Raw genomic sequence first — 24,014 nt, 5'->3', positions numbered from 1 at the left:
GGCCGGTGAGGGGCTCACCCCCTCACCGGCCCCTCGTCCCTGTCAGGCGAACGTCACCCGCGCCACGGGCACGAGCCGCCCCTCGTCGAGCAGCGCCCGGCAGCGGAACCGCTGGATCTTCCCGCTCGGCGTCTTGGGCAGTACTCCACGCGCCAGGAACAGGCACTCCGCGAGCGCGACCCCGGCCTTCTCCAGGGCCAGCGAAGCGGCCTCCTCCGCGATCGGGCGGAAGTCCTTCGGATTGCCCTGGGGCTCCACCATCAGCACGAGCCGGGACATGCCCGAACCACCCGCGTCGACGACGGCCGCGCAGCCCTTGCGGACGTTCTTCAGGGAGTCGACCGCCGACTCGATCTCGGAGGCGTAGACCTTGCGGCCGCCCACCGAGAGCATGTCGTCGGCCCGGCCGAGGACGTACAGCTCGTTCTCGCGCACGAAACCGAGGTCGCCGGTGCGCAGCCAGCCGTCCTGGAACCGTGCGGCGGTGCGCTCGGGGTCCGCGTAGTACCCCTCGGCCAGGCTCGGTGACGACACCAGGATCTCCGCGATGCCGTCGCCGCTCCCGGCCCGGACCGAAACCCCGGGCAGCGTCAGGCCGTTGGAGACCAGCCTGGCCGCCTTCGGATGGTCGGGCGCCACCTCGATCACCGAGCCCTCGACGAGCGCGGGACCGTCGAAGGCGAGCGCCTTGGGCGCCTGGTCCCACGGCTTCCCGGCCACCGCGAGCGTCGCCTCCGCCATGCCGTACGCGGGCTGGAACGCGGTGTCGGAGAGCCCGAACGGCCGGAACTTCTCCGTCGCCGCCGACAGGGTGTCCCAGTCGACGCGCTCGGCCCCGATCACCGCCGCCCGCAGCTTCAGCTCCTTGGGCAGCGCACCCCGGCCCTGCGCCCGCGCCGCGAGATACACGGCGGTGCTCGTGCCCGCCGTCATCGTCGCCCCGTACTCCGACATGTCCCTGAACCACGTGCGCGGAGCCATGCCGAACCGTTCGGGCGAGGACAGCACGAAGTCGAAGTCGTACGCCCACGAGTACAGCAGGCAGCCGAACATGCCCATGTCGTGCGAGAGCGGCAGCCAGGAGGCGACGGTGTCGGTGCCGGGGCGGCCACCGGTCAGGTGCAGGATGATCTGCAACTGCTGCTCGATGGCACGCGTGGTCAGCGCGCAGCCCTTGGGGGTGCTCGTCGACCCGGACGAGTACTGGATGAACGCCACGTCGTCCCGGCCCGGCGGGCTCGGCTCGATGTGCCCGCCGCCGCGCAGCGTCGTCCACCCGTGGACCGGCAGCTCCTTGCTGAGCTCCGCCGGCACCATGGAGGTCAGCCAGTCGTCGACCAGGAGCAGCGTCGGGTCAAGGCGCGCGGAGAGCGCCGTCAGCTGCTCGCCGTACGCCTCCTGGCTCTGGCCGCGCGTCGGCAGCGGCAGCGAGGCCACCGCGCCGCCCGCCAGCCAGACCGCGAGCAGGCCGCGGACCGTGTCGGGCGTGTTGGTGAGGATGGCGGCGACCCGGGTGCCGGGACCGACGCCGAGGGCGCGCAGCCCGGCGGCCATGCCGTGGGCGTCCCTGGCGACCTCGCGCCAGGGGGTGTGCTCGAACTCCTCGCCCGTCCACTCGTGCAGTACGCCGTGCGAAGCCCCGTGGGTCAGGGCCTGGAAGAACTCCATGTACGTGATCCCCGTCTGTTTGTCCGCTCGTCCGGCCGCCGCGCTATTCCACGTCCACCAGCGAGGCGTCCGCCTCACGGGTCTCACGGCCGCGCTCCGCCATGGGCGCGATGTTCTGCTGCGTCTCCAGGAGTTCCTTCTTGTCCAGCGTGGGCGTGCTGACGCGGCTGACGCCCGCCTCGCGCATCTCCATGCGCTCGGGGTCGATGCGCACGACCTTCCAGGCGAGGTGGGTCTTCTCCAGGCTCCAGATGAGGATCGCGGAGAGGTCGATCTCGTACCACTTCATGCCGTGCCGTGCGGAGCGCGGGAACGCGTGGTGGTTGTTGTGCCAGGCCTCGCCGAAGGAGGGCACGGAGAGCCAGGCCACGTTGCGCGACTGGTCGGTGGTGTCGAAGCGGCGGCGGCCGAAGACGTGACCGACGGAGTTCACCGCGTACGTCATGTGGTTGATCAGGAAGATGCGGACCAGGCCGCCCCAGAGCATGCCGGTCAGGCCGGCCCGCCAGTCGCCGCCGGTGATGCCGAAAGCGATGAGACCGGGCAGGACGACGCTGGACGCGGTGACCAGCATCAGGTTCTCGCTGAGCCAGCGCAGCGGCTTCTCGCGCACCAGGTCCGGGCAGTAACGCATCGGGTCCGAGGTGAGGTTGACGTCGAAGAGCCAGCCCAGGTGGGCGTGCCAGAGACCGGCCATCGTGCCCTTGAAGCCCGGCTCGAAGTCGAGGACGGGGCTGTGCGGGTCGCCGGGCTTGTCCGCGACGCGGTGGTGCTTGCGGTGGTGGGCCGCCCAGATCAGCGGCGGGCCCTGTCCTGCCATCACTCCGGCGGTGGCCAGGGCGACCCGGATGGGCTTGTACGTCTCGAACGAGCGGTGGGTGAGCATCCGGTGGTAGCCGGTGGAGATACCGAAGCCGGAGACCGCGTACATGATGACGAGCACCACCACGTCAGACCAGCCGAAGATCTCGTTCCACAACAGAGCCATGGCGCCGAACACCGCGATCAGCGGTATCAGTGACGCCCCGAGGATGAACCAACGGTGCTTTCTGCCGTCCATCTGCCTGTGCCTCTCAGTTACGGAAGTCGGGAGTACCGACGACTGACGGTTGGGCGGGGGAGCCCCCGCGCGCGCTGCGGAAGACGGGCAGCACCGCCGCGCGCAGCAGGGGGAAGAGCAGGGGGCGCGGCGTGTGCCGGCCCGCGAGGTACTGGGCCTTGGCGACAGGGCCGGGGACGACCACGCGGCGCCCCTGGGCCAGGCCGCGCAGGCCCGCCTCCGCGACCCGCTCGGGCGTCAGCCACGCCAGGAATTTCTGCTCCTGGAGGCGTGACATGCCGCCCACCGCGTAGAAGTTGGTGCGCACGGGACCGGGAGCGAGCAGCGTGCAGCTCACTCCCGTGCCCCGCAGCTCGACGTGCAGCGACTCGGCGAAGGTGTTGGCGAACGCCTTGCTGGCCGAGTAGGTGGCCGCGGTCGGCACGGGCTGGCAGCCCGCGGTCGAGCCGGTGATCAGGATCCCGCCGTTCTGCCGGTCCAGCATGCCCGGCAGCAGCGCCAGCGTCAGCGCGTGCAGCGCCACGACGTTGACCTGGACCTCGGCGCTCTCCTTGGCGGGGTCGTTCTCGCTGAAAGGACCGCAGGTGGGAAAGCCCGCGTTGGCGCAGAGCACGGATATCTGCTGCCCGGCCAACTCCTCTTCGAGCTCTTGGCGCGCGGCCGGGTCCGCGAGGTCGCAGCTGCGTACGCGCACCGGAACGCCGTGCCGGTCGTGCAGCTCCTTGGCGAGCCGATCGAGGGCGTCGGTGGAGCGGGCGACGAGCCACAGACCGTACCCCCGCGCCGCCAGGCCGCGGGCGAGGTGCTCGCCGATGCCGGACGAGGCGCCGGTGACCACCGCCCAGTCGGCCGCGCCGCTCACGTCACCGCTCATGTCGCCGCTCATGTCGCCGCCCGCGCGGGCGACGTGAGATGTGCGGCGAGCCGGCCGGCCGCGGCGCGGCCCGTCCGGGCGCACGCCTCGATGGACACGCCCTGGATGTAGTCGCCCGCGAGCTCCAGGCCCGCCACGCCCGAGACGCTCTCGCGCACCTCGGCGAGGAAGTCGGCGTGGTGCGGGAGGTAGCCGCTGTAGGCCGCTTTCCAGTGCTTGACCAGGAGGTTGACGCGCTCGGCGCGCGGCGCCCCCAGGTACTTCACCAGGCGGTCCTCGGTCTCACCGGTCAGCCGGTCGATGTTCTGAGGGCTGAGGTCGGTCAGGCGTCCCTCGCGTCCGCTGTAGGTGTAGCGGACGATGTGCCGCTCCTCCATGCCGTACGAACCGGCGTTGCTGCACGGCCCGTCGTCCATGGCGAGCGCCCGCACGTCGTGGCCGAACATGGGCCGGTCGTACTCGACGAGCACCACGGTGGAGGGGAAGTAGTTCACGTCCGAGAGGCGCCGGGCGAGCGCGGGCCGCGCGGAGCGCAGGATCTCGGCGGTCGCGTAGGCCGGGGTGGCGAGCACCACGCCGTCGTAGTCGATGCTCCGCGCGGGCGCCCCGTCCTCGCTGACGCGCAGTCCGGTCACCTTGCCGTCGCGGACCTCCAGGCCCTCCACGGTGGCGCCGAGCCGCACGGGGACCCGCTTGGCGAACGCTTCGAGGACCGGCTGGATGCCGCCGGACAGCTGGTCGTAATGGTCCATCAGCATCGACAGGTTGGTGCCGAACGTGCCCGGGTAGACCTCGTCGGGCTCGGCCCCGTTGTTGCGGATCACCATGGGCCGCACCAGCATGTCCGTCATCTCGCGCCCGAAGAACGAGCTGAGCGCGGCGTGGTCGTGGCGCCGCGAGACACCGCTGAAGTAGCGCGAACCGAGGAAGCGGTTGCGCTCGTCGGCGCGGATCCGCGCCGCCATCGCCGCCATCCGCGCGAAATCGCGGGCCGAGCCCATCCGGCGGATGTTCTTCAGGGTCTGGCTCCGCCGCTCGCTGTCGAGGGTGAGGATCTCGCCGTCCTTGATGCGGGAGGCGTTGTAGCCGAAGGAGTCGTACGCGTCCGCGCCGAGCTCCGACGTGAACCAGCGGAACGTGTGATAGCGGCGGCCGATGTTCTTCCCGCCCGTCATGACCTGCCGGTCGCCGAGCTTGTCGAGGCCGAAGCGGCCGCCGAGGACCTTGTCCGCCTCGACGAGCTCGACGTCGTACCCGAGGAGGTCGAGACGCAGCGCCGCGGTGAGGCCGGAGATGCCCGCCCCCACGACCGCCACGCGCCGCCGGTTTCCTGCGCCTACACCTGTGTGTGCAACTGTCATGGATCAGACTCCGTGCGCTCGCGCGGTCGATGTGGGATGCGGGGCCGGGTCGGGAAGCAGGTCGATGCGGCCCTCGACGATCGGTTTGCCGAACTGCCGCAGGACCACGGCCACCGGGATGCGGCCGTCCGCTCCGGGTGCGCCGACCCGTGCCTCGTGCACCAGGTCGGCCTCGAACTCGGCGAAGTCCAGGAAGGCCGCCTCGCAGCCGACGACGAGGGCGTGCGGGGTGTCCGTCGCCCCGGCCCGGAAGGCCGCCGCCACGGCGGCCTGGCGCATGCCCTCGACCATCAAGGGGCCCGGCACGTGGTCGTACTCGTGGTCGAAGAAGGCGGGGTGGTGCGGGTCGGCCGCCAGCAGGCAGCGGAACGTGCCGTCCGTGCCGCCCATGCCCTCCGTGCCGTCCGTGTCGTCCTGTGCCCGTGCCTCCTGCCCCGGCAGGCCGACGACGACGTTCTGCGGGTTCCGGCGCCCCACCGACGCGGCTTCGAGCCGCTGTGCCGGGGTCAGCCGGGCGCCGGCCACCGGCTTCTGTGCCCGCTGGAAGGCGCGGAAGATGTCGTAGTCGTCCTGCGACATGAAGGCGAGCACCGCGTTCAGGGTCATCGCCCGGCGTCCGCCGATCTCCATGACCCCTTCGAGGACCATGCTCACCACGTCGGAGCCCTTGCCCTGGCGTTCGGCGACCCGGTAGTGCACATAACCCTGGAGCGCCGACGTCCCGTCATGGGCGTACGCCTGCGGGTCCGTCACCCGCAGCGTGATCCGCTGGAGGCTGAAGGGCAGCCCCACGGGCACCCCGACATGGCGGTGCAGCAGCACGAAGATGGACTGCCGCGCGGCCTCCGCCGACGCCAACGGATCGTGGAACCCGGCCTGTTGGTCGGACCAGAGACTGTGGGCCCGGGGAATCTGGAAGGCGAGGTGGAAGTCGTCGTCGGACCCCTGCGCGGAGTCGGTGACGAACACCTCGCCGACCTGCCTGCGGTGGGCGAGGGAGCGCGGCACGGTCTGGTCGAAGGCCAGCTCGACGCCCGGGGGCGGGAGTTGGCCGCCTGCGGCGGTGTGCGGGATCGTGCTGGTCATCGGCTCAGCTCCGGTTCGGGCGTGTCCTGCTGTACGGGTCGCGGCGCGGGGCCGCTCTGGAAGACGGGCTTGCGCATCGCGTTCCTGCGCCGGATCTCGGTGCTCGCGAGCCGTCCCAACTCGCCGAGCGTGGCCCGGCGTTGACCGGGAGCGCGCAGCAGATGCCCGCCCGTCGCGCCGAGCACCCGCCCCGGGGTGAGGACGTCGAGGACGGAAGCCCGGTGGCTCAGCAGGTTCAGGACGCCGTCGACCTTGCCGTCCGCGTGCAGGCCGCGCACGACCCGCGGGACGATGCCCGCGATGGGCCCGGCCACGCCGAGGTCCGATGCCAGGCCGTAGTACTCGGCGTACACGCGGTCCCGCCTGCGGCCGAACTCCGCGACGGCGCGGTCCAGTCTGACGCTCGCCCCGATGGTGTCACCGACCGCGTCGGCGAGCTGTTCCGCTTGGTGGAAGGCGTCACCGATGCCGCGCCCGCCCGCCGGGTCCTTGAAGTGCCCGGCGTCGCCGAGCAGCACCCAGCCGGCGCCCGCCGCCTCGCGGAAGTAGCCGAAGAAGCGGCGGATACCGTAGATCTTGCTCGCCCTCGTGGCATCGGATATCGCCTCGGCGATCGGCGCGCAACGCATCGCGTGGGCGCGCACGGAGCCGTCGAGGTCGGCGCGGAAGCTCTCCCGCTCGTGGCGCTGCGGGGAGACGCCCACGATGTAGAGGCCGTTGTCGGCGGGACCGCCCAGCATGTGCCGGTCGCCCCAGCGGTGGAAGACGAAGGTCGGCCGCGGGCCGGTGTCGGCGCCCTCGAAGTACGTCCAGTAGTAACTGCGTTCGCCGGGACTCACGTGGTACATGCGCGCCCCGCACGCCTCGGCGACCTTCGAGTTCCGCCCGTCAGCGCCGACCACCAGACGCGCCCGCAGCCGCGTCTCGACGCCGCCCGACACCGCCCGGACCCCCGTGACCCGGGAGCCCTGGCGGATCACCCCGACGACCCGGGTGCCCAGGCGCACCTCGGCGCCGGACGCACGGGCCGCGTCCACCAGGACCGGGTCGAGGACTTCGCGGCGGATGCACGCCGCGCCGCCCACGTCACCGGGCTCCTGCGGGAACGCGGCCCGGCAGCGGAACTCCTCGAGGCGCATGTCGACGTGGCTCATGGTGGTGACCCCGGCCGCGCGCAGCCGGTCCATCACACCGAGGCGGTTCAGGAACGCCAGGGAGTCGGCCTGGAGGATGTTCGACGAGAGGGTCGAGCGGATCTCGGTGGCCTGGTCGAGCACGGCGACCCGCAGGCCACGGCGCGCGAGGAGCGCGCCGAGCGTGGCCCCGGCGCAGCGCGCCCCGACCACGACCACGTCGAACTCCGTGCTGTCGCCGGGCCGTTGAGCGGCATCGGACGGCTCGCTCCCACCCGTCTTGTGGGACGGCCCGCTCATGAGGCGCCGTTCCAGCGCACCGCTGCGGCGGCCGCGAAGTCACCGGCGTGCGCGAACCCCGACATCACCACGAGGTCGCCGTCGCGCAGCTCCCCGGTGCGGGCCGCCCGGTCGAGGGTGACGGGCACGGCCGCGCCGTACAGGTTCCCGTAGCGGTCGAAGGTGTCCAAGTGCCGTGCCGCGTCCAGCTTCAGGGCCTGGCGCCAGTTCTTCAGGAAGATCCGGTTCGGCTGGTTGGTGACCAGCACGTCGATGTCGGACGGTGGTTCCCCGAGGTCGGAGCAGAGCTTCCCGACGAGCTCGGGCACCAGCGTGTTGCCCCGCTGGAGGATCTCCGCCGCCCGCTCGCCGTCGAAGCCGATGTCCATCTGGCCCTCGCCCGGCTCCCAGTACTTGCGCCCGTCCGGAGTCTTGACGCCCAGGTCCACGGAGTACGCGGGGATGCTGCGTGTCCGTACGCCGAGGAGCGGTGAGCCCGCGCCCACCTCCAGATAGGCCACCCCGCAGCCGTCGCCCGGGATCGGCGCGTGCGACATCTTGCGGATCTCCGACTGGGCGAACATCTGGCCCGCGGTGTTCTGCACGTTGGCGATCAGCGCGGTGCGTGCCGCTCCGTCGGCCATGATCTTCTGGGCGAGGGCGAGCATGTACGGGAACGAGGCGCAGCCGCCGTTGTGCAGGTCCACGATCCACTCGGGGTCGATGCCGAGTGCGTGCGCGGCCTGGGCGCCGACGCCCATGAACGGCTCGTCCGGCAGCAGCACGTTCGTCAGCAGCACGTCGACCTGGCCCGCGGGCTCTTTGCCGAGGCGCTCGAAGACCGGCCGGGCCGCCTCGGCGATCATGTCGGCGGCCCGCTCGCCGGGGGCGACGTGGTGCCGGGTCGGCGGCACGCGGAACAGCGGGGTGTTGGCGAGCGGGTCCACCGGGGCGTTCTCGTCCAGGTAGAACTCCGGCCCCACCACCTTCTCGGGCAGATAGCTCCCGAAGTCGACTATGCCGACGGGCTGCATGACAGTTCCTTTCGAAGCCATTCCTCGACGGTGCGTGCCGTGTGGGCGGCGTGCTCCTCGAGGAGCGAGAAGTGGTCGCCGGTGACGGGCGTGACGGTGTCCGCCGCCTGCCAGAGCCGCCAGGCCGGTGCGTTCGGCGCGTCGGGCCCCTGCTCCGCGGTCAGGAGCAGCGCGGGCGCGGTCAGCGGATCGGCCGCCCAGTCGTCGAAGAGCCGCAGATAGCCGCCCATGGCCAGGACGCCGTCGTCGTCGATGCCGTCGGATGCGCCGTCCCTGGCGAGGATGCGGCCCATCGCCCAGGCGAACACCGCCTGCTGCTGGGCAGGTTCGGGCTCGTACGTGTCGATGAGTACGACCCCTTCGACGCGGTGCCCCGCGCGTTCCAGGGACGCGGCGGCGGCGTGCGCGAGGGCGCCGCCGATGGAGTGCCCCGCCAGGACCAGCGGGGCGCCGCCCGCGGTGTGCAGCGCGGCGGCGGCCAGGCCGTCGACCGCCGCCCGCCACGATCCCGGCAGCAGCGGGGAGGCGCCGAGGCCGGGCAGGGTGAGCGCGGACATCCGCGGCCGGCGGGTGAATCCGGCGGCGAACCGCGCGAACTGGTGCGGGCCCGAACCGGCCAGGAAGGACGGCACGCAGATTACGGCGGGGGTGGCGGGGCCGTCGGAGAGCAGCACGGACTCCGGCGGTCCCGCGGGCCGTTCGGACGCGGAGAAGGAGGGCCGGTCCGCGGCTGCTGCCCCCAACAGCGGTATGGCGTCGACGAGTTCCCCTCGCCGGTGCAGGTCCCTCAGGAGTTCGGCGGGGCCGCTGGGCGCGGTCGGCGTGTGCGGGGCGAGCAGCGGCCGCAGGTGTTCCGCGAGCGCCGACGGGGTGGGGTGGTCGACCAGGAGGGTGGCCGGGAGGTCGAGGCCGGTGACCGAGGCCAGGCGCCGCTGGAAGCGGACGGCGCCGAGCGAGTCGAAGCCGAGCTCCAGCAGGGTCCGCTCCGGATCGATCCGCGCGCCGTCCTCGTAACCGAGGGCGAGGGCCGCCTGGGTGCGGACCATCCCGAGGACGTCCCGCTCCTGGCCGACGGGCTCCTGGCCGACCGGCTCCTGCGCCGTCTGCTCCCGCCCCGTCTGCTGCGGCTCGTCACGGTCCGGCTCCGCGGAAGGGCCGGGCTCCGTGTTCCGTACGGTCTGCGGTACGTCGATCCAGTGGCGGCGCGGCTGGAAGGCGTACGTCGGAAGGGTCACCCGGCGGGCCGATTCCCGGGGCAGGAGGGCCGCCAGGTCGCCGCACGCGCCGTGGGTGTGCAGTTCGGCGAGCGCGGTCATGAGTGCGGCAGGTTCGGGCGCGCGTCCGTCGAGGGCGGTGGCGAGCACCGCGGGTCCCGGCGTGCGCAGGCAGTGCCGGGTCATCGCGGTCAGCACGCCGCTCGGCCCGAGCTCCAGGTACGCCGTCACCCCCGCGTCCTCCAGGTGGCGTACCCCGTCGTGGAAGCGGACGGGGTGCTCGGCGTGGCGGACCCAGTAGCCGGGCGTGGCCAGGTCGGCCGCGTCGGCGAACGTCCCCGTCACGTTCGAGACGATCGGCACGGTCGGCGGGTGGTAACTCAACCCACCGGCCACGGAAGCGAGTTCGTCGAGCATGGGCCGCATCAGGGGTGAGTGGAAGGCATGGCTCACGCGCAGCCTGCGGGTGCGGCGGCCCTGGTCCTGCCACGGTCGCAGCCAGGTGGCGAGGGGCTCGGCGGCGCCGGACACGACGACCGAGCGAGGCCCGTTCACGGCGGCCACGGCCAGCGGTCCTTCACCGCGCAGGCTCTCCCGTACCTCGTCCTCCGTCGCCTCCACGGCGACCATCGCGCCGCCCTCCGGCAGGGCCTGCATGAGCCTGCCGCGCGCGGCGACCAGGGTGCTCGCGTCGGCCAGGGACAGCACCCCGGCGACATGCGCCGCCGACAGCTCGCCGATCGAGTGGCCCATCAGGAAGTCCGGCGTGAAACCCCAGGACTCGACGAGGCGGTAGAGGGCCACCTCCAGGGCGAACAGCGCCGGTTGCGTCAGGCCCGTGCGGTGCAGGAGCTCCGCGTCCGGGGTGCCGTCAGGGGCCTCCATGACCTGCCGCAGCGGCAGCTCCAGGTGCCGGTCGAGCTCGGCGCGTACCGCGTCCAGGGCATCGGCGAACACCGGGTGAGTGGCGGCGAGTTCACTGCCCATCCCGGCTGCCTGCGACCCCTGCCCGGAGAAGAGGAAGGCGGTCTTGCGTGACCGCGCCGCCACTCCCAGGACCGCGTTGCCCGGAAGTCCCCCCGCGCCGAACTCCTTGAGGCCTGCCAGGAGTTCGGTGCGGGTGGTGCCGGTGAGGGTGGCTCGGTGGTCGAAGTGGGTGCGGGTGTGGGCGAGTGCGGCGCCGATCTGGGTGGGGGTGGCGTGGGGCTGTGTGGTGGTGAGGTGGGTGTGCAGGCGGCGGGCCTGGGCGTGCAGGGCGGCCGGTGTCTTGGCGGACAGGACCCACGGCACGACGGGCAGGGGCTCGGGCTCCGGGTCCGCCCCGGTGGCGTGGGACTCGTCGAGCGGCGCCTCCTCCACCAGGACGTGCGCGTTGCTGCCGCTGATGCCGAACGAGGAGACCCCGGCCCGGCGCACCCGCTCGCCGCGCGGCCACGGGGTGGGCTCGGTCAGCAGGGAGATGCCGCCGCCGGACCAGTCGGCCTTGGGCGTGGGCCGGTCGACGTGCAGGGTCCGCGGCAGCACCTCGTGGCGCAGCGCCTGCACCATTTTGATCAGTCCGCCGACACCCGCGGCGGCCTGGCTGTGCCCGATGTTGGACTTCAGCGAGCCGAGTCCCAGCGGGCGCGGGGCGGTGCGCCCGCGGCCGTAGACCGCCGAGAGGGCGTCGATCTCGATGGGGTCGCCGAGCGTGGTGCCGGTGCCGTGCCCCTCGACCGCGTCGATGTCGTCGGGACGCAGCCGGGCCGCGGCGAGCGCCTGCGTGATCACTCGCTGCTGCGCGCCGCCGTTCGGGGCGGTCAGACCGTTGCTCGCACCGTCCTGGTTCACCGCGGAGCCCGCGATGACCGCGAGGACGCGGTGGTTGTTGCGGCGGGCCTCGCTGAGGCGCTCAAGGAGGACGACCCCGACGCCCTCGCCCCAGCCGGTGCCGTCGGCGGCCTGCGCGTACGAGCGGCACCTGCCGTCCGGCGACAGGGCGCGCTGCCTGCTGAACTCGGTGAAGACGCCCGGCGTGGACATCACCGTCACACCGCCCGCCAGGGCCAGCGAACACTCGCCGCCCCGCAGCGCCTGCACCGCAAGGTGCACGCCCACCAGCGACGACGAGCAGGCCGTGTCGACCGTGAGCGCCGGACCCTCGAACCCCAGGAGGTACGAGACGCGGCCGGAGAGCACGCTGCCCGCCGAGCCGATGCCCCAGTAGCCCTCGAGGTCGTCGGGGCCCGACCGCGCCAACTGCGCGTAGTCCTGGCCCGTGGTCCCCACGAACACACCCGTCCGCGAGCCGCGCAGGACGCCGGGGTCGAGGCCCGCGTCCTCCAGGGACTCCCAGGCGGCCTGGAGGAGCAGCCGCTGCTGGGGGTCCATGGCCAGGGCCTCGGTACGCCCGATGCCGAAGAACTCCGCGTCGAACTCCGTCGCCCCTTCGAGGAACCCGCCGGCCTTCGCGTACGTCGTGCCGGGGTGGTCGGGGTCGTCGTGGAAGAGCCGGTCGAGGTCCCAGCCCCGGTCCGCGGGGAAGTCCGCGACCACGTCGCGCCCGGCCGCCACCAGGTCCCACAGGTCGTCGGGTGACGTCACGCCGCCCGGATAGCGGCAGGCCATGCCCACCACCGCGACCGGCTCGTACGCGCGCTCCTCGGACTGCCGCAACTGCTCGCGGGTGGCCTGCAGTTCGGCGGTCACGCGCTTGAGGTACCGCAGTGTCCTGTCGTCGTCCTGCATGGTTCAGCCCACCCCCAAGTCGTTGTCGATCAGGTCGAAGAGGTCCTGGGCGGACGCCTCGTCGATGTGCTCCCTGCGCAGGGCGCCTGCGCCGCCGTCCTGCCCGCCGCCCCTGTCGTCGAGCGCCGCGAGCAGGGACCGCAGCCGGGTGCGGACGGCCGCCACATCGGCGTCGGCGACCGAAGGGAGCAGCCCGGCGAGGCGGTCCAGATCCAGCCACACGGCGGGCGTGGCCGCCTCCTGGCCCCCGGCGGTGTGTTCGTCCAGCAGCGTGCGCAGGTGCGCGGCGAGCGCGGGAACCGTCGGGTGGCCGAAGACCAGGGTGGACGGCAGGGTCAGGCCGGTCACCTGGCTCAGCCGGTTGCGCAGCCGCACCGCGCCCAGCGAGTCCAGGCCCAGCTCCTTGAAGGGGCGTTCCACGTCGACCGCGCCCGTGTCCTCGTACCCGAGGACCGCGGCGACCTCAGCGGCGACCGCCGTGAGCACCAGCGCGTCCCGCTCCTCGGCCGCGGTGGCCGCGAAGCGCGCGGGCAGTGCCGCGCCCGGCCGGTCGGCGAGGCCCTGCGCCGCCGGCACCAGGGACCGCAGCACGGCGGGCAGCGAGCCCTCGCGGGCCTGGGCACGCAGGGCGCCCAGGTCGAGGCGGGCGGGGAGCAGCAGCGCGTCCGCCGTGCCGTGCACCGAGTCGAACAGGCGCAGTCCTTCCTCGGTGGCCAGCGGTGCGAGCCCCGACCTGCCCAGCTGGGCCACCTCGGCGTCCCCGAGGTGCCGGGTCATGTCGCTCGCCTCCTCCCACAGGCCCCAGGCCAGCGAGAGCGCGGGCAGTCCCTGGGCACGCCGCCACTGCGCGAAGGAGTCGAGGAACGTGTTGGCCGCCGCGTAATTGCCCTGTCCCGGACCGCCGATGGTCCCCGCGACCGAGGAGAACAGGACGAACGCGGCGAGCGGTGCGGACTCGGTGAGCTCGTGCAGGTGCAGGGCCGCGTCCACCTTGGGACGCAGTACGCGATCCAGGCGCTCGGGGGTCAGCGCCTCCAGGAGGCCGTCGTCGAGCGCCCCCGCAGAGTGGACGACGGCGGTCAGCGGATGCGCGGCGTCGACCGCCGCGAGGAGAGCCGCCGTCGCCGCCCGGTCCGTCACGTCGCAGGCGGCGACGGTGACTTCGGCACCGAGGCCGACCAGCTCTCCCAACAGCTCCGTCACGCCTTCGGCGTCCGGCCCGCGCCGGCTGGCCAGGAGGAGATGCCGCGCGCCACGTTCGGCGACGAGATGCCGGGCCAGCTGCGCGCCGAGCCCGCTGGTGCCCCCGGTGATCAGGACCGTACCGTCCGGGTCGAAGGGGAGCGGCCCGCCGGAGGCGCCGCGGACCCGGACGGCACGGGGAATGTGGAGCACTCCATCGCGTACGGCGACCTGGGGCTCGTCGGCGGCGAGTGCGACGGACAGGACGTGGGCGGGATCGCCGTCGGCGTCACCGGCCAGATCCCGCGCGGGATCGTCGCCGGAGTCACCGGCCAGATCGACGAGCGTGAAGCGGCCGGGATGTTCGGACTGCGCGGTACGGACGAGGCCCCACAGGGGCGCGAGGTCGGGGGCGACGGTCTCGCCGGGCTCGACGGCCACGGCGCCCCGGGTGACCAGCACGAGCCGCGCCCCGCTGAACCGCGCATCGCCCAGCCAGCCGCGCAGCAGCGCGAGGGTCTGCTGGGCGAGGGATCGGGCCGCTTCCGCGGTGGGCGCGCCGTGGGCGGCGGGCACGAATGCGATGACGGTGTCCGGAACGGGGTCGCCTGCGTCCAGGGCGGTGGCGAGGTGGGGGAGGGTCGGGTAGGTGGGGGTGTGCGAGGTGGCGGGGAGGTGCGGGGCGGCGGGGAGCTGCGGGGCGGCGGGGGTTCCGGTGGGGATGTGCGAGCCGGTGTTGGAATCCGGGCCGGTCCTTGGGCCGAGAACGGCGCCTGTGGCGGAGTCGGTGCCCGCGCCTGGGGCGGTGTTTGTGTTCGTGTCGGCACCTGGGTTGGGGCCGGGTTCTGTGTTTGTGTCGGCACCTGGGTTGGGGCCGGGCTCTGCGCTCGCGTCAGCCCTTGCGTTGGGGCCGGGTTCTACGTTCGCGTCAGCCTCTGCGTCCGGGCCGGGCTCTGTGTTCGCGGCAGCACCTGCGTCCGGGCCGGGCTCTGCGCCCGCCTCAGCACCTGCGCCCGAGCCGATCGTGGCGTCCGGGTGGGCCAGCGTGCGTTCGTCTTCGGACAGGATCGCCCAGCGTTCCTGCACGGTGGCCGGGGTGAGGGGTGGTGTCGGTATCGGCTGCCAGGCCACGCGGAAGAGGGAGTCGGCCGGGGCGCGTGTGCCGGACAGGTGGGACTGGGACACCGGGCGGGCCACGACCGAGTCGACGGTGACCACCGGGGCGCCCGACGCGTCGACCGCGGACATCCGTACGGTGCCTTCGCCGAGCGGGGTGAGGGACACCCGCAGGTGTGTGGCGCCCGGCTGGACTACGCGCACACCGGACCAGGTGAACGGCAGCCATGCCTGGCCGGATGCCCCGTCGGCATCGGCCAGTTCGGTCAGCTGGGCATGGAACGCGGCGTCCAGCAGCGCCGGGTGCACCCCGTAGCCCTCGGCGCCCCCGGCCGTCGCGGTGTCCACCTCGGCGAGGAGTACGCCGTCGCGCCGCCAGGCCGCGCGCAGGCCGCGGAAGAGGGGGCCGTATTCGAAGCCCCGGTCGGTGAGGCGGTCGTAGAGACCGTCGACGTCCAGCGGGTCGGCGCCCGACGGTGGCCAGGAGACGAGCTCGGGGGAGGCCTCGCCGCGCGCCGGGGCGGGTGCGAGGAAGCCGCTCGCGTGCCGCGTCCATTCGTCGCCCGCCGCTCCGGCCGGCCGGGAGTGGACCGCCACCGGCCGCCGCCCCCGGGCGTCCGGGGCGCCGACCGACGCCTGGAGATCGGTGGCACCCTCGTCGGGGAGCACCAGCGGCTCCTCCAGCGTCAACTCCTCGACCACGTCGCAGTCGACGTACGACGCGGCGAGGACGGCCATGTCCACGAACGCGGTGCCCGGCAGCAGGACCGTCCCGTAGACCGCGTGGTCTTCCAGCCAGCCGTGCGTGTCCCGCGAGATGCGTCCGGTGAACAACCAGCCGCCCTCGTCCGCGAGTTCGGCCCCCGCAGTCAGAAGTCGGTGCCCGGTGGAATGCAGTCCCGCTTCCCCGACATCGCCCGCCACGGGCCTGGGCGCCGCCCAGTAGCGCGTCGACTCGAAGGCGTACGTGGGCAGTTCCACGTCACGCGCGACGGCCGGGTCGAACACCGCATCCCAGTCCACAGGCGCCCCGTGGGCGTGCGCGGCGGCCAGCGACGCCGTGAACTGTGCCAGCTCCTGCTCGCGCCGCGCAGAGCCGAGGACGGCCGCGGCGCCCTGTCCGGTACCGCCGTTCCCTTGCCCCGCGCCCTCCACCGTCTGCTCCACCGCGAAGGTGAGGATCGGGTGCGGGCTCACCTCGATGAACGTGGTGTGCCCCTGGTCGAGCAGCGCGCGGACGACCTCCTCGAACCGCACGGTCCGGCGCAGATTCCGGTACCAGTAGTCGGCGTCCAGCCCCCTCGTGTCGAACTCGCCCGCGGTGACCGTGGAGTGGAAGCGCACCTCCCCGGAGCGCGGCGCGACCGGAGCCAGGACCTCGGCCAGGCGCTCCCGGAGCGACTCGACCTGCGGGGAGTGCGAGGCGTAGTCGACGGGGACCCGCCGGGCCCAGATGCCCTCGGCGTCGCAGCGGGCCAGCAGCCCGTCCAGGGCGTCGGAGTCGCCCGAAACCGTCATGGAGGAGGGGCCGTTGACGGCGGCGACGGATATGAGGCCGTCGAAGTCCTCCAGGAGCGGCAGCAGCCGCTCGGGCGACGCCGTCACCGACGCCATGCCGCCCCGCCCGGCCATCTCGGCGATGGCCCTGCTGCGCAGCGCCACGACGCGGGCGGCGTCCTGGAGCGAGAGACCCCCGGCGACGTACGCGGCGGCTATCTCGCCCTGCGAGTGCCCGACCACGGCGTCCGGCTGCACACCGTGGTGGCGCCAGAGCGCGGCGAGCGCCGCCATCACCGCGAACAGCGCGGGCTGTACGACGTCCACCCGGTCCAGCGGGGGAGCGCCGGGCGCCCCGCTCAGGACGTCGTCGAGCGAGAAGTCGGTGTAGGGCGCGAGCGCCTGCGCGCAAGCGCTCAGCTCCTGGGCGAACACCGGGTGCGCCGCCACGAGTTCACGGCTCATGCCGATCCACTGGGAGCCCTGCCCGGGGAAGACGAAGACGGTCTTTCCGGCACGCGCGCGAGCGCGGGCGAGGGTAGGGGTGAGGCTGCGGGCCAGGGGCGCCTGGTCCGCCTCCCCGCCCCGGGCGAACTCCGCGAGGCCTGCCAGGAGTTCGGTGCGGGTGGTGCCGGTGAGGGTAGCTCGGTGGTCGAAGTGGGTGCGGGTGTGGGCGAGTGCGGCGCCGATCTGGGTGGGGGTGGCGTGGGGCTGTGTGGTGGTGAGGTGGGTGTGCAGGCGGCGGGCCTGGGCGTGCAGGGCGGCCGGTGTCTTGGCGGACAGCACCCACGGCACCGCCCGGTTCGTCTCGAAAGACGCTGAGGACGCGGGGAGTTCGAGGTGCGGCACCTGCTCCTCGGGCGTGGCCGTCGCCGCCCGCTCAGCGCTGGGCGCCTCCTCCACGAGGACATGCGCGTTGGTCCCGCCCACGCCGAAGGCGGACACCCCGGCCCGGCGCACCCGCTCGCCGCGCGGCCACGGGGTGGCCTCGGTCAGCAGGGAGACCACGTCGCCGGACCAGTCGGCCTTGGGCGTGGGCCGGTCGACGTGCAGGGTCCGCGGAAGCACCTCGTGGCGCAGCGCCTGGATCATCTTGATCAGGCCGCCGACGCCTGCCGCGGCCTGGCTGTGCCCGATGTTGGACTTCAGCGAGCCGAGCCGCAGGGGCCGGTCGGCAGGGCGGTCCTTGCCGAAGACGGCCGCGAGGGCGTCGACTTCGATGGGGTCGCCGAGCGTGGTGCCGGTGCCGTGCCCTTCGACCGCGTCGACGTCTTGGGCCCGCAGACCGGCGTCGGCGAGCGCTTGGGCGATGACGCGCTGCTGCGCGCCGCCGTTCGGAGCGGTCAGGCCGTTGCTCGCACCGTCCTGGTTGACCGCCGTACCCGGGATCAGCGCGAGGACGCGGTGGTTGTTGCGGCGGGCCTCGCTGAGGCGCTCCAGGAGGAGGACTCCGATGCCCTCGGCCCAGCCGGTGCCGTCGGCGGCCTGTGCGTACGAGCGGCACCTGCCGTCGGGTGACAGCGCGCGCTGCCTGCTGAACTCGGTGAAGACCTTCGGCGTGGCCATCACGGTGGCGCCGCCCGCCACGGCGAGCGTGCACTCGCCCCGGCGCAGGGCCTGCACGGCCAGGTGCATGCCCACCAGCGACGACGAGCAGGCGGTGTCGACGGTGAGGGCCGGGCCCTCGAAGCCGAAGGCGTAGGCGACCCGGCCGGACAGGACACTGCCCGCCGAGCCGATGCCCCAGTAGCCCTCGAGCTCGCCGGGCCCGGACCGCGCCACGTTCTCGTAGTCCTGGCCGCTGCTGCCCATGTACACGCCGGTCCGCGACTTCTTCAGGCGGCCGGGGTCGATGCCCGCGTTCTCCAGGGACTCCCAGACGGTCTGCAGGAGCAGCCGCTGCTGGGGGTCCATCGCCAGGGCCTCGCGGCGCGCGATGCCGAAGAACTCGGCGTCGAAATCAGCGACCGGGTCGAGGAAACCGCCGGTGCGGGCGTAGCTGGTGCCGGGCTGCTCGGGGTCGGCGGAGTAGAGGCCGTCGAGGTCCCAGCCCCGGTCGCGCGGGAAGTCCGAGACGGCGTCGCGACCGGCGGCCACGAGGTCCCACAGTCCGTCGGGGGAGGTCACGCCGCCGGGAAAGCGGCAGGCCATGCCCACGACGGCGATGGGATCGTCGCCGTGGCCCAAGTCGGGGTCGGCGTCCGAGGCTTCCGCCTCAGAGGTGTCCTCATCGGAGGGCGCGAAGCCGAACAGGCCGAGCAGATGCTGCGCCACGGCGGCCGCCGTCGGGTGGTCGAAGAGCAGGGTGAGCGGCAGTTCGAGCCCGGTGGCCTGGCTCAGCCGGCCGGTCAGCTCCACGGCCGCCAGGGAGTTGTAGCCGTAGTCGCGGTAGGCCATCTCCGGGTCGATGTCGAGCGGGTCCGTGCCCGCGAGCCCCGCGGTCTCCTCCCGCACCAGATCAAGCAGAACCGCCGCGCGCCGCCCACCCGACAACCCAGCCAGAACCCCCGCCAGGCCTCCGGCCGCCTCGGGCTCCTGGGCCGGCGCATCCCCGGCAGGGAGGTCCGGGGCAGGCAGGCCCGTGGCAGGGAGGTCCAGGGCAGACAGACCCGCGGTAGGCCCGGACTGCCCACGCCGCACTTCCTCGCCCGCTCCCGACTGCCCGGCCCGCACATCCCGGCCGCGCAGGTCCGCGGCAGGCCCGGACTCCCCGGTCCGCAGGCCTTCGCCCGCTCCGGGGCCCCCGGCCCGGACGTCCCCGCCCGGCCCGGACTCCCCGCCCCGCACATCCCCGCCCGCCGCCTCGGACCGCCGACTCCGTTCCGATCCCCGGTTCCGCTCTTCCATCGAGTCAGCCATGCCGTCCGTCCTCCACGTCGTCTCTCCGCGCCCCCGCGCCTCGCCGCCGCTCCCTCCCCTGCACGGGATGCGGCCACAGAGTTCCGTCGTCCGCCCCTGGTGGGAGGCCTCCAGAAGTGCCTCCTAGGAGGCGGCGGCCTTGCCCGTCAGGAGGAAGGACCGGATGTGCGCGCTGAGCTGTTCCGGCTGGTCCTCGGGGATGAGGGTGTAGCTGTCCGCGATCTCGACGTGCTCGCCCTTGGGCAGCAGCTCGGCGAGCCTGCGCCCGTGCTCGGGCGGCATCACCTTGTCCTCGGCGGCCCACACCACAAGGGCGGGCCGGTCGAAGTCGCGCAACTTCTCGGCCCAGCCGAGCAGTTCACTCTTCGGCGGCACCCCGAGTACGTACTTGCGCAGGTCGCGGCGGATCTCCTTCGAGGTCCACAGCGGTTCGAACCAGGCGTTCATCACCTCGTGCGGGACCGGCCGCTTGCTCATCCAGCCCCAGGTCATGGGCAGTCGCCGCATCGGCTTCAACTTAAGCAGCTTGAAAGCGAAGTTGATGCCGCCGGGCAGCTTCGCCGAGGTGAAGAGGTTGCTTCCGGGCACGCCGGGCGGGAAGTTGTCGAACGCCTCGCACGAGGTGATGACGAGGCGCCCGATCCGCTCGTCCCTGCCCTCGGAGACCAGCGCCTGCGCCCCGCCCCAGTCGCTCATCACCAGCGTGACGTCGCGCAGGTCGAGCCGGTCGAGGAACTCCGCGACAAGCCGGGCCACGCCCGCGATCGACAGGTCCGCGTCGGGCTTCATGGGCCGGCGGTGACCGCCCAGCGGCAACGTCGGCACCACGCAACGGAATTCGGAACGCAGAGGCGCCACGACGTTCCGCCACAGGGAGCCGTCCATCGCGACACCGTGCAGCAGGACCACGACAGGACCCTCGCCGCCGGTGTCCTGATACTCCACCGTGCCAGCCGAAAGGTCTACCTCAGCCATTTCACATCTCCTCGGAGCTCTACGGGTTGTGGGGGTAGCGAAGGGATGCTCGCACCGGACGCAACGCTGGATGCCCAGTTGGGCGGCGTGGCAGCCGCTCGGACGGGTGAGCCGGGGTAAGCAAAACACCTCGGACTCTTTTTCGCCAGCAAGAACTCGACCAAGAATGATCATTGCCCTTAAGGGCAATAGTCGGCCGACGGCGCTCTGGGTACCGTGGCATCTCCCGTGCCGGAGCCGTCCGCCGCAAGGTGAAGGACGAGTGCACGGACGAGGTACGCCGTGCGGCTTCAGCCCCGCGCCCCAGAGGTCATCACTTCGGAATTCCATCCCTCGATCCTCTGGCGCAGCGGCCAAATCGCGGGCTCCACAGAACCTCGGTCATCCCATTACCGTGCATCGGAAAGGCTGCCCCGTGATCACTGCTGAAGAGGTATGTGCCCGCATCGCCAAGAAGCTCGGCAGCAAGGCGAATTCGTTCACCTTGAACGAGGACACCGCCTTTGACTCGGTCGGCCTGTCGAGCCTGCAGATCGCCGACATCGTCTACACCATCGAGGACGACCTGGAGATCGAATTCGACGAGAGCAGGGCCGCGAGCGTGAAGACCGTGGCGGACCTGGTGAAGCTCGCCGAGGAGACCGAGCAGGGCAGCGCCGCCGCGTGACGGCCATCGATTACCAGGGCGCCACCGCCCAGTCCATCAAGCATCACTACGACGTCTCCAACGACTTCTTCGCACTGTGGCTCGACAAGGACCTCACGTACACCTGTGCGCTGTGGGACGAGGGCGACACGCTCGAAAGCGCGCAGAAGCGCAAGCTCGACCACCTCATCGAGGGCGCGAGGGCGCCCGGCGCCCGCCGCGTCCTCGACGTCGGCTGCGGCTGGGGCAGCCTGCTCGAACGGCTGGTCCGCACGCACGGCGTGGAGCAGGCCGTCGGCCTCACGCTCAGCGACAGCCAGGCGGAACGCCTGCGGGAGCTCGCGCTCGAACGCACCGAGGTGCGGGTGGAGAACTGGCTCGACCACGAGCCCACCGAGCCGTACGACGCGATCATCTCCATCGGCGCCTTCGAACACTTCGCGCGCACCGGCCTGTCCCGCGCCGAGCGGGTCGCCGCGTACCGCGAGTTCTTCGAGCACTGCCGTGCCTGGCTGCCCAAGGGCGGCCGGCTCGCGCTCCAGACGAACATCAAGGGCAACAACGTCCAGATGGACAAGCAGACCGTGCGGGACCTGCTTTTCATCATGGACATCATCTTCCCGGAATCCGAGATTCCGGCGCTCTCCGAGGTTCTCGAGTCGAGCGAGAAGCACTTTGACGTCGTCAGTCTGCGCAACGACCCGGACCACTACAGCCGTACCTGCCAGGAATGGTTCGACCGGTTGCGGGCCAACCGCGAACAGGCCGTGCAGGTGGCCGGCGAGGAAAATGTCGCCAACTACGAGCGGTATCTGAGCTCCACGGTCGGCCACTTCAGGAACCGTCATCTCGGCCTGTCGAGGATCATCCTCGAAGCCGTGTGACCGACAGCGCCGACCGCGGGTCCTCTCGAGGAGCACTCATTTGAACGCGTACAAGCACGTCGTCTATTGGCACGACACCGAAAAGGTCACCGTCGAGGCCCCTCTCCGGGAACGCGTCGACTGCGATGTCTGCATCGTCGGCGGCGGATTCACGGGGCTCTGGACGGCCTATTTCCTCAAAGAGGCCGAGCCCGCGCTCGACATCCGCATCGTCGAGGCGAATTACTCCGGCTACGGCACGTCGGGCCGCGCCGACGGATTCGTCACGCCAACCATCGGCAAAGACATTCAAGCTTTGGTGAAGGAATTCGGACTCCAGCGCGCGCTCGAGGCGTCGCAGGCGGTGGGCCGGTCGATCCTGGAAATCGGCAGGTTCGCCCGCAAGAACCGCGTCGACGCGGAGTACGAGGCCAACGACTACCTGATGGTGGCCACCGACGCGGCCCAGCTGGGGCGTCTGGAGCACGACCGCGCCCTCGCCGAGCGGATGGGCGCCGCACAGGCAGAGGTCCTGTCCCGCGAGGAGTCCCAGGCCATCATCGGCTCGCCCGCGGTGCTGGGCAGCATGCGCACCGGCGGCGCGCTCGTGAACCCCTTCAAACTCTCCCGCGGCATCGCCCGCGTGGTGCGCGAGAAGGGCGTCACGATCTACGACGACTCGCCCTGCCTGCGCGTGGAACCGGGGGTGCGGCCGACCGTCGTGACCGCCGGCGGACAGGTCACCGCCGACAAGGTCGTCCTGGCCACCAACGTCCACATGGACGCCTTCCCGCCGTTCCGCAGGAAGGTCATCCCGATCTGGACGTACGCGATGGTGAGCGAGCCGCTGACCGACGCACAGCTGGGACGCGTGAACTGGGAGGGGCGCGAGGGCCTGGTCGAGGCCAAGTCCCTGCTGACCTGCGCCCGTTTCACGCACGACAACCGCATCATGTTCGCCGGCGGCCCGGCCCCGTACTACTACGGCAGGGACAAGCGGCAGCGGAACATGAACCGCCCCGAGGCCTACCGTGAGATCCAGCGGGAGTTCCGGCGGTTCTTCCCGATGTGGGGCGACGTGGAGTTCAGCTACGCGTACGGCGGCACCGCGGACGTCGTCCGTGACTACGCACCGCACTTCGGCAGGCTCGGCGGCGGCAACATCCTGTACGGGTACGGCTATTGCGGCAACGGCATCGCGGCCACCCACACCGGCGGCAAGGTCCTGCGCGACCTCACGCTCGGCAAGGACACGGACCACTCGCGGCTGCTCTTCGTGGACGACGAGCGGCGCAAGCCGCCCGCCTCCTTCCCGCCCGACCCCGCCCTGTACGTCGGCGCCCGAGCCGTGGCACGGCTGATGGACTGGAAGGACTCCCGCGCATGAGCCCCACCGCGAACGGCAAAGGCCGGGCGGGAGCCCGCCCCACCGTCCTCCTCACCGGCGCCTCCGGGGTCGTCGGACGCTCCCTCCTGCGGGAGCCGGACGGCCCGCGGTTCGTCGTGGCCACCCACAGCACCCCGGTGCCGGAGGCCGGGGACGCGCGGTCGGTGCGCCTGGACATGACCGCGGAGCGCTTCGGCCTCGACGAGGACAGCTACGGCGCACTCGCCGCCGAGGTCGACGTCGTCGTCCACTCCGCCGGTCTGACCGAGTGGGGCCTGCCCGCCGACGCCTACCGCCCGATCAACGTCGAGGGCACCCGCAGGGTCGCGCGGTTCGCCGAACGGGCGGGCGCCACCGTCCACTTCATGAGCACGGCGTTCGTCGCCGCGCTCGAGGACACCGCGCCCGTGCCGCTCGGCGTGGACAACGTCTGCCGCAACTACATCGGTTCAAAGCGCGAGGCGGAGCGCATCCTGCGGGACAGCGGCGTGCGGCACACCGTCTTCCGGCCCACCAACCTCATCGGGGACTCCACCACGGGCTGGACCTCGCAGGGCCAGATCGTGCAGCTGATGTCGGACTGGCTCGGCCGCGGCAAGGCGCCCTTCATCCCCGCCCACCCCGGCATCCGGATGGACTTCGTCCCGCAGGACCTGCTGTCCAAGGCGGTCCTGCGCGCCATCGAACTCGGCGACGACCAGGGCGAGTTCTGGGTGACGTACGGCGCGGAGGCCATGGACATCGAGGCCTGCCTGGGAGTGCTGGTCAAGCACGCCGCCGGGCGCGGGCGCTCGCTGACCCCGCCGCCGGTGGTGAACGCCGACGAGCTCGCCCCGGACGCCATCGAGAGCACCGCCCCGCGGACCCGCTCCTTCCTGTCCGTCCTGCGCGACGTCAGCGAGGTCACGCGGTGCAGCGGCGGCGTGCTGCCCACCTCCATGCCCGAACTGCGCGAGCGCTACGGCATCCCACAAGTCGACGACACGGCGGCGTACTTGACGAGCCTGGAGTACGCGGCGGAGCACCTCGGCTAGACCGAACGGAAGGACAGTG

Annotated in this window: 14 protein-coding genes; 4 read left to right on the top strand and 10 right to left on the bottom strand. The window is 72.4% G+C overall.

Annotated features, from left to right (window positions below):
* Window positions 1-42: 42 nt before the first annotated feature.
* From ACFUPX_RS35470 to ACFUPX_RS35425, 10 genes are all read right to left on the bottom strand, one after another.
* On the bottom strand, window positions 43-1,668 hold the full coding sequence (locus tag ACFUPX_RS35470) for an AMP-binding protein (protein WP_383332232.1): 1,626 nt from the start codon (window positions 1,666-1,668) through the stop codon (window positions 43-45).
* Window positions 1,669-1,711: 43 nt separating this feature from the next.
* Window positions 1,712-2,728, bottom strand: coding sequence for an acyl-CoA desaturase (locus ACFUPX_RS35465; protein WP_383332230.1), 1,017 nt, complete (start codon window positions 2,726-2,728; stop codon window positions 1,712-1,714).
* 13 nt (window positions 2,729-2,741) lie between these two features.
* Complete coding sequence (locus tag ACFUPX_RS35460) at window positions 2,742-3,602, bottom strand: SDR family NAD(P)-dependent oxidoreductase (protein ID WP_383332228.1); 861 nt, start codon at window positions 3,600-3,602, stop codon at window positions 2,742-2,744.
* Window positions 3,603-3,610: 8 nt separating this feature from the next.
* On the bottom strand, window positions 3,611-4,918 hold the full coding sequence (locus ACFUPX_RS35455) for a protoporphyrinogen/coproporphyrinogen oxidase (protein ID WP_383332226.1): 1,308 nt from the start codon (window positions 4,916-4,918) through the stop codon (window positions 3,611-3,613).
* A gap of 48 nt (window positions 4,919-4,966) precedes the next feature.
* A complete protein-coding gene (locus tag ACFUPX_RS35450) occupies window positions 4,967-6,049 on the bottom strand; it encodes an AfsA-related hotdog domain-containing protein (protein WP_383332224.1) in 1,083 nt (360 codons plus the stop codon).
* Window positions 6,046-7,482 carry an NAD(P)/FAD-dependent oxidoreductase gene (locus ACFUPX_RS35445; protein WP_383332222.1) on the bottom strand — a complete coding sequence of 479 codons (1,437 nt, stop codon included), beginning with the start codon at window positions 7,480-7,482 and terminating at the stop codon, window positions 6,046-6,048. Before ACFUPX_RS35445 ends, ACFUPX_RS35450 begins: the two co-directional genes overlap by 4 nt.
* Window positions 7,479-8,495, bottom strand: a complete 1,017-nt coding sequence (locus ACFUPX_RS35440; protein WP_383332220.1) for a 3-oxoacyl-ACP synthase III family protein — start codon at window positions 8,493-8,495, stop codon at window positions 7,479-7,481. Before ACFUPX_RS35440 ends, ACFUPX_RS35445 begins: the two co-directional genes overlap by 4 nt.
* Window positions 8,477-12,436, bottom strand: a complete 3,960-nt coding sequence (locus ACFUPX_RS35435; protein ID WP_383332218.1) for a type I polyketide synthase — start codon at window positions 12,434-12,436, stop codon at window positions 8,477-8,479. The genes ACFUPX_RS35440 and ACFUPX_RS35435 overlap by 19 nt, the downstream gene beginning before the upstream one ends.
* A 3-nt stretch (window positions 12,437-12,439) precedes the next feature.
* Window positions 12,440-19,090, bottom strand: a complete 6,651-nt coding sequence (locus tag ACFUPX_RS35430; protein ID WP_383332217.1) for an SDR family NAD(P)-dependent oxidoreductase — start codon at window positions 19,088-19,090, stop codon at window positions 12,440-12,442.
* 123 nt (window positions 19,091-19,213) lie between these two features.
* Window positions 19,214-20,065: an alpha/beta fold hydrolase gene (locus ACFUPX_RS35425; protein WP_383332215.1), complete on the bottom strand. Its 852-nt coding sequence runs from the start codon at window positions 20,063-20,065 to the stop codon at window positions 19,214-19,216.
* Window positions 20,066-20,480: 415 nt separating this feature from the next.
* Between ACFUPX_RS35425 and ACFUPX_RS35420 the strand changes: the two genes are divergently transcribed.
* Genes ACFUPX_RS35420 through ACFUPX_RS35405 form a run of 4 tightly spaced genes read left to right on the top strand, consistent with a single transcriptional unit; the run spans window position 20,481 to window position 23,995 of the window.
* The gene (locus ACFUPX_RS35420; protein WP_383332213.1) at window positions 20,481-20,732 is read left to right on the top strand and encodes an acyl carrier protein; all 252 of its coding nucleotides are present in this window, start codon (window positions 20,481-20,483) and stop codon (window positions 20,730-20,732) included.
* Entirely contained in the window at window positions 20,729-21,595 is an 867-nt protein-coding gene (locus ACFUPX_RS35415) for a class I SAM-dependent methyltransferase (RefSeq protein WP_383332211.1), read from the top strand. Before ACFUPX_RS35420 ends, ACFUPX_RS35415 begins: the two co-directional genes overlap by 4 nt.
* Before the next feature lie 40 nt (window positions 21,596-21,635).
* Window positions 21,636-22,961, top strand: a complete 1,326-nt coding sequence (locus tag ACFUPX_RS35410) for an NAD(P)/FAD-dependent oxidoreductase (protein ID WP_383332209.1) — start codon at window positions 21,636-21,638, stop codon at window positions 22,959-22,961.
* A complete protein-coding gene (locus ACFUPX_RS35405; protein WP_383332207.1) occupies window positions 22,958-23,995 on the top strand; it encodes an SDR family oxidoreductase in 1,038 nt (345 codons plus the stop codon). Before ACFUPX_RS35410 ends, ACFUPX_RS35405 begins: the two co-directional genes overlap by 4 nt.
* Window positions 23,996-24,014 lie beyond the last annotated feature (19 nt).

It is taken from the genome of Streptomyces sp. NPDC057302, from assembly GCF_042667685.1.
Taxonomy (GTDB): Bacteria; Actinomycetota; Actinomycetes; order Streptomycetales; family Streptomycetaceae; genus Streptomyces.
The sequence above is the reverse complement of the archived record's forward strand: the minus strand, read 5'-3'. Positions and strand labels throughout refer to the sequence as shown.

Excerpts from the sequence above, each read along its gene's own strand:
- ACFUPX_RS35465 (WP_383332230.1), bottom strand. The coding sequence starts at position 2,728 with ATGGACGGCAGAAAGCACCGTTGGTTCATCCTCGGGGCGTCACTGATA.
- ACFUPX_RS35460 (WP_383332228.1), bottom strand. The coding sequence starts at position 3,602 with ATGAGCGGTGACGTGAGCGGCGCGGCCGACTGGGCGGTGGTCACCGGC.
- ACFUPX_RS35425 (WP_383332215.1), bottom strand. The coding sequence starts at position 20,065 with ATGGCTGAGGTAGACCTTTCGGCTGGCACGGTGGAGTATCAGGACACC.
- ACFUPX_RS35445 (WP_383332222.1), bottom strand. The coding sequence starts at position 7,482 with ATGAGCGGGCCGTCCCACAAGACGGGTGGGAGCGAGCCGTCCGATGCC.
- ACFUPX_RS35440 (WP_383332220.1), bottom strand. The coding sequence starts at position 8,495 with ATGCAGCCCGTCGGCATAGTCGACTTCGGGAGCTATCTGCCCGAGAAG.
- ACFUPX_RS35470 (WP_383332232.1), bottom strand. The coding sequence starts at position 1,668 with ATGGAGTTCTTCCAGGCCCTGACCCACGGGGCTTCGCACGGCGTACTG.
- ACFUPX_RS35435 (WP_383332218.1), bottom strand. The coding sequence starts at position 12,436 with ATGCAGGACGACGACAGGACACTGCGGTACCTCAAGCGCGTGACCGCC.
- ACFUPX_RS35450 (WP_383332224.1), bottom strand. The coding sequence starts at position 6,049 with ATGACCAGCACGATCCCGCACACCGCCGCAGGCGGCCAACTCCCGCCC.
- ACFUPX_RS35430 (WP_383332217.1), bottom strand. The coding sequence starts at position 19,090 with ATGGCTGACTCGATGGAAGAGCGGAACCGGGGATCGGAACGGAGTCGG.
- ACFUPX_RS35405 (WP_383332207.1), top strand. The coding sequence starts at position 22,958 with ATGAGCCCCACCGCGAACGGCAAAGGCCGGGCGGGAGCCCGCCCCACC.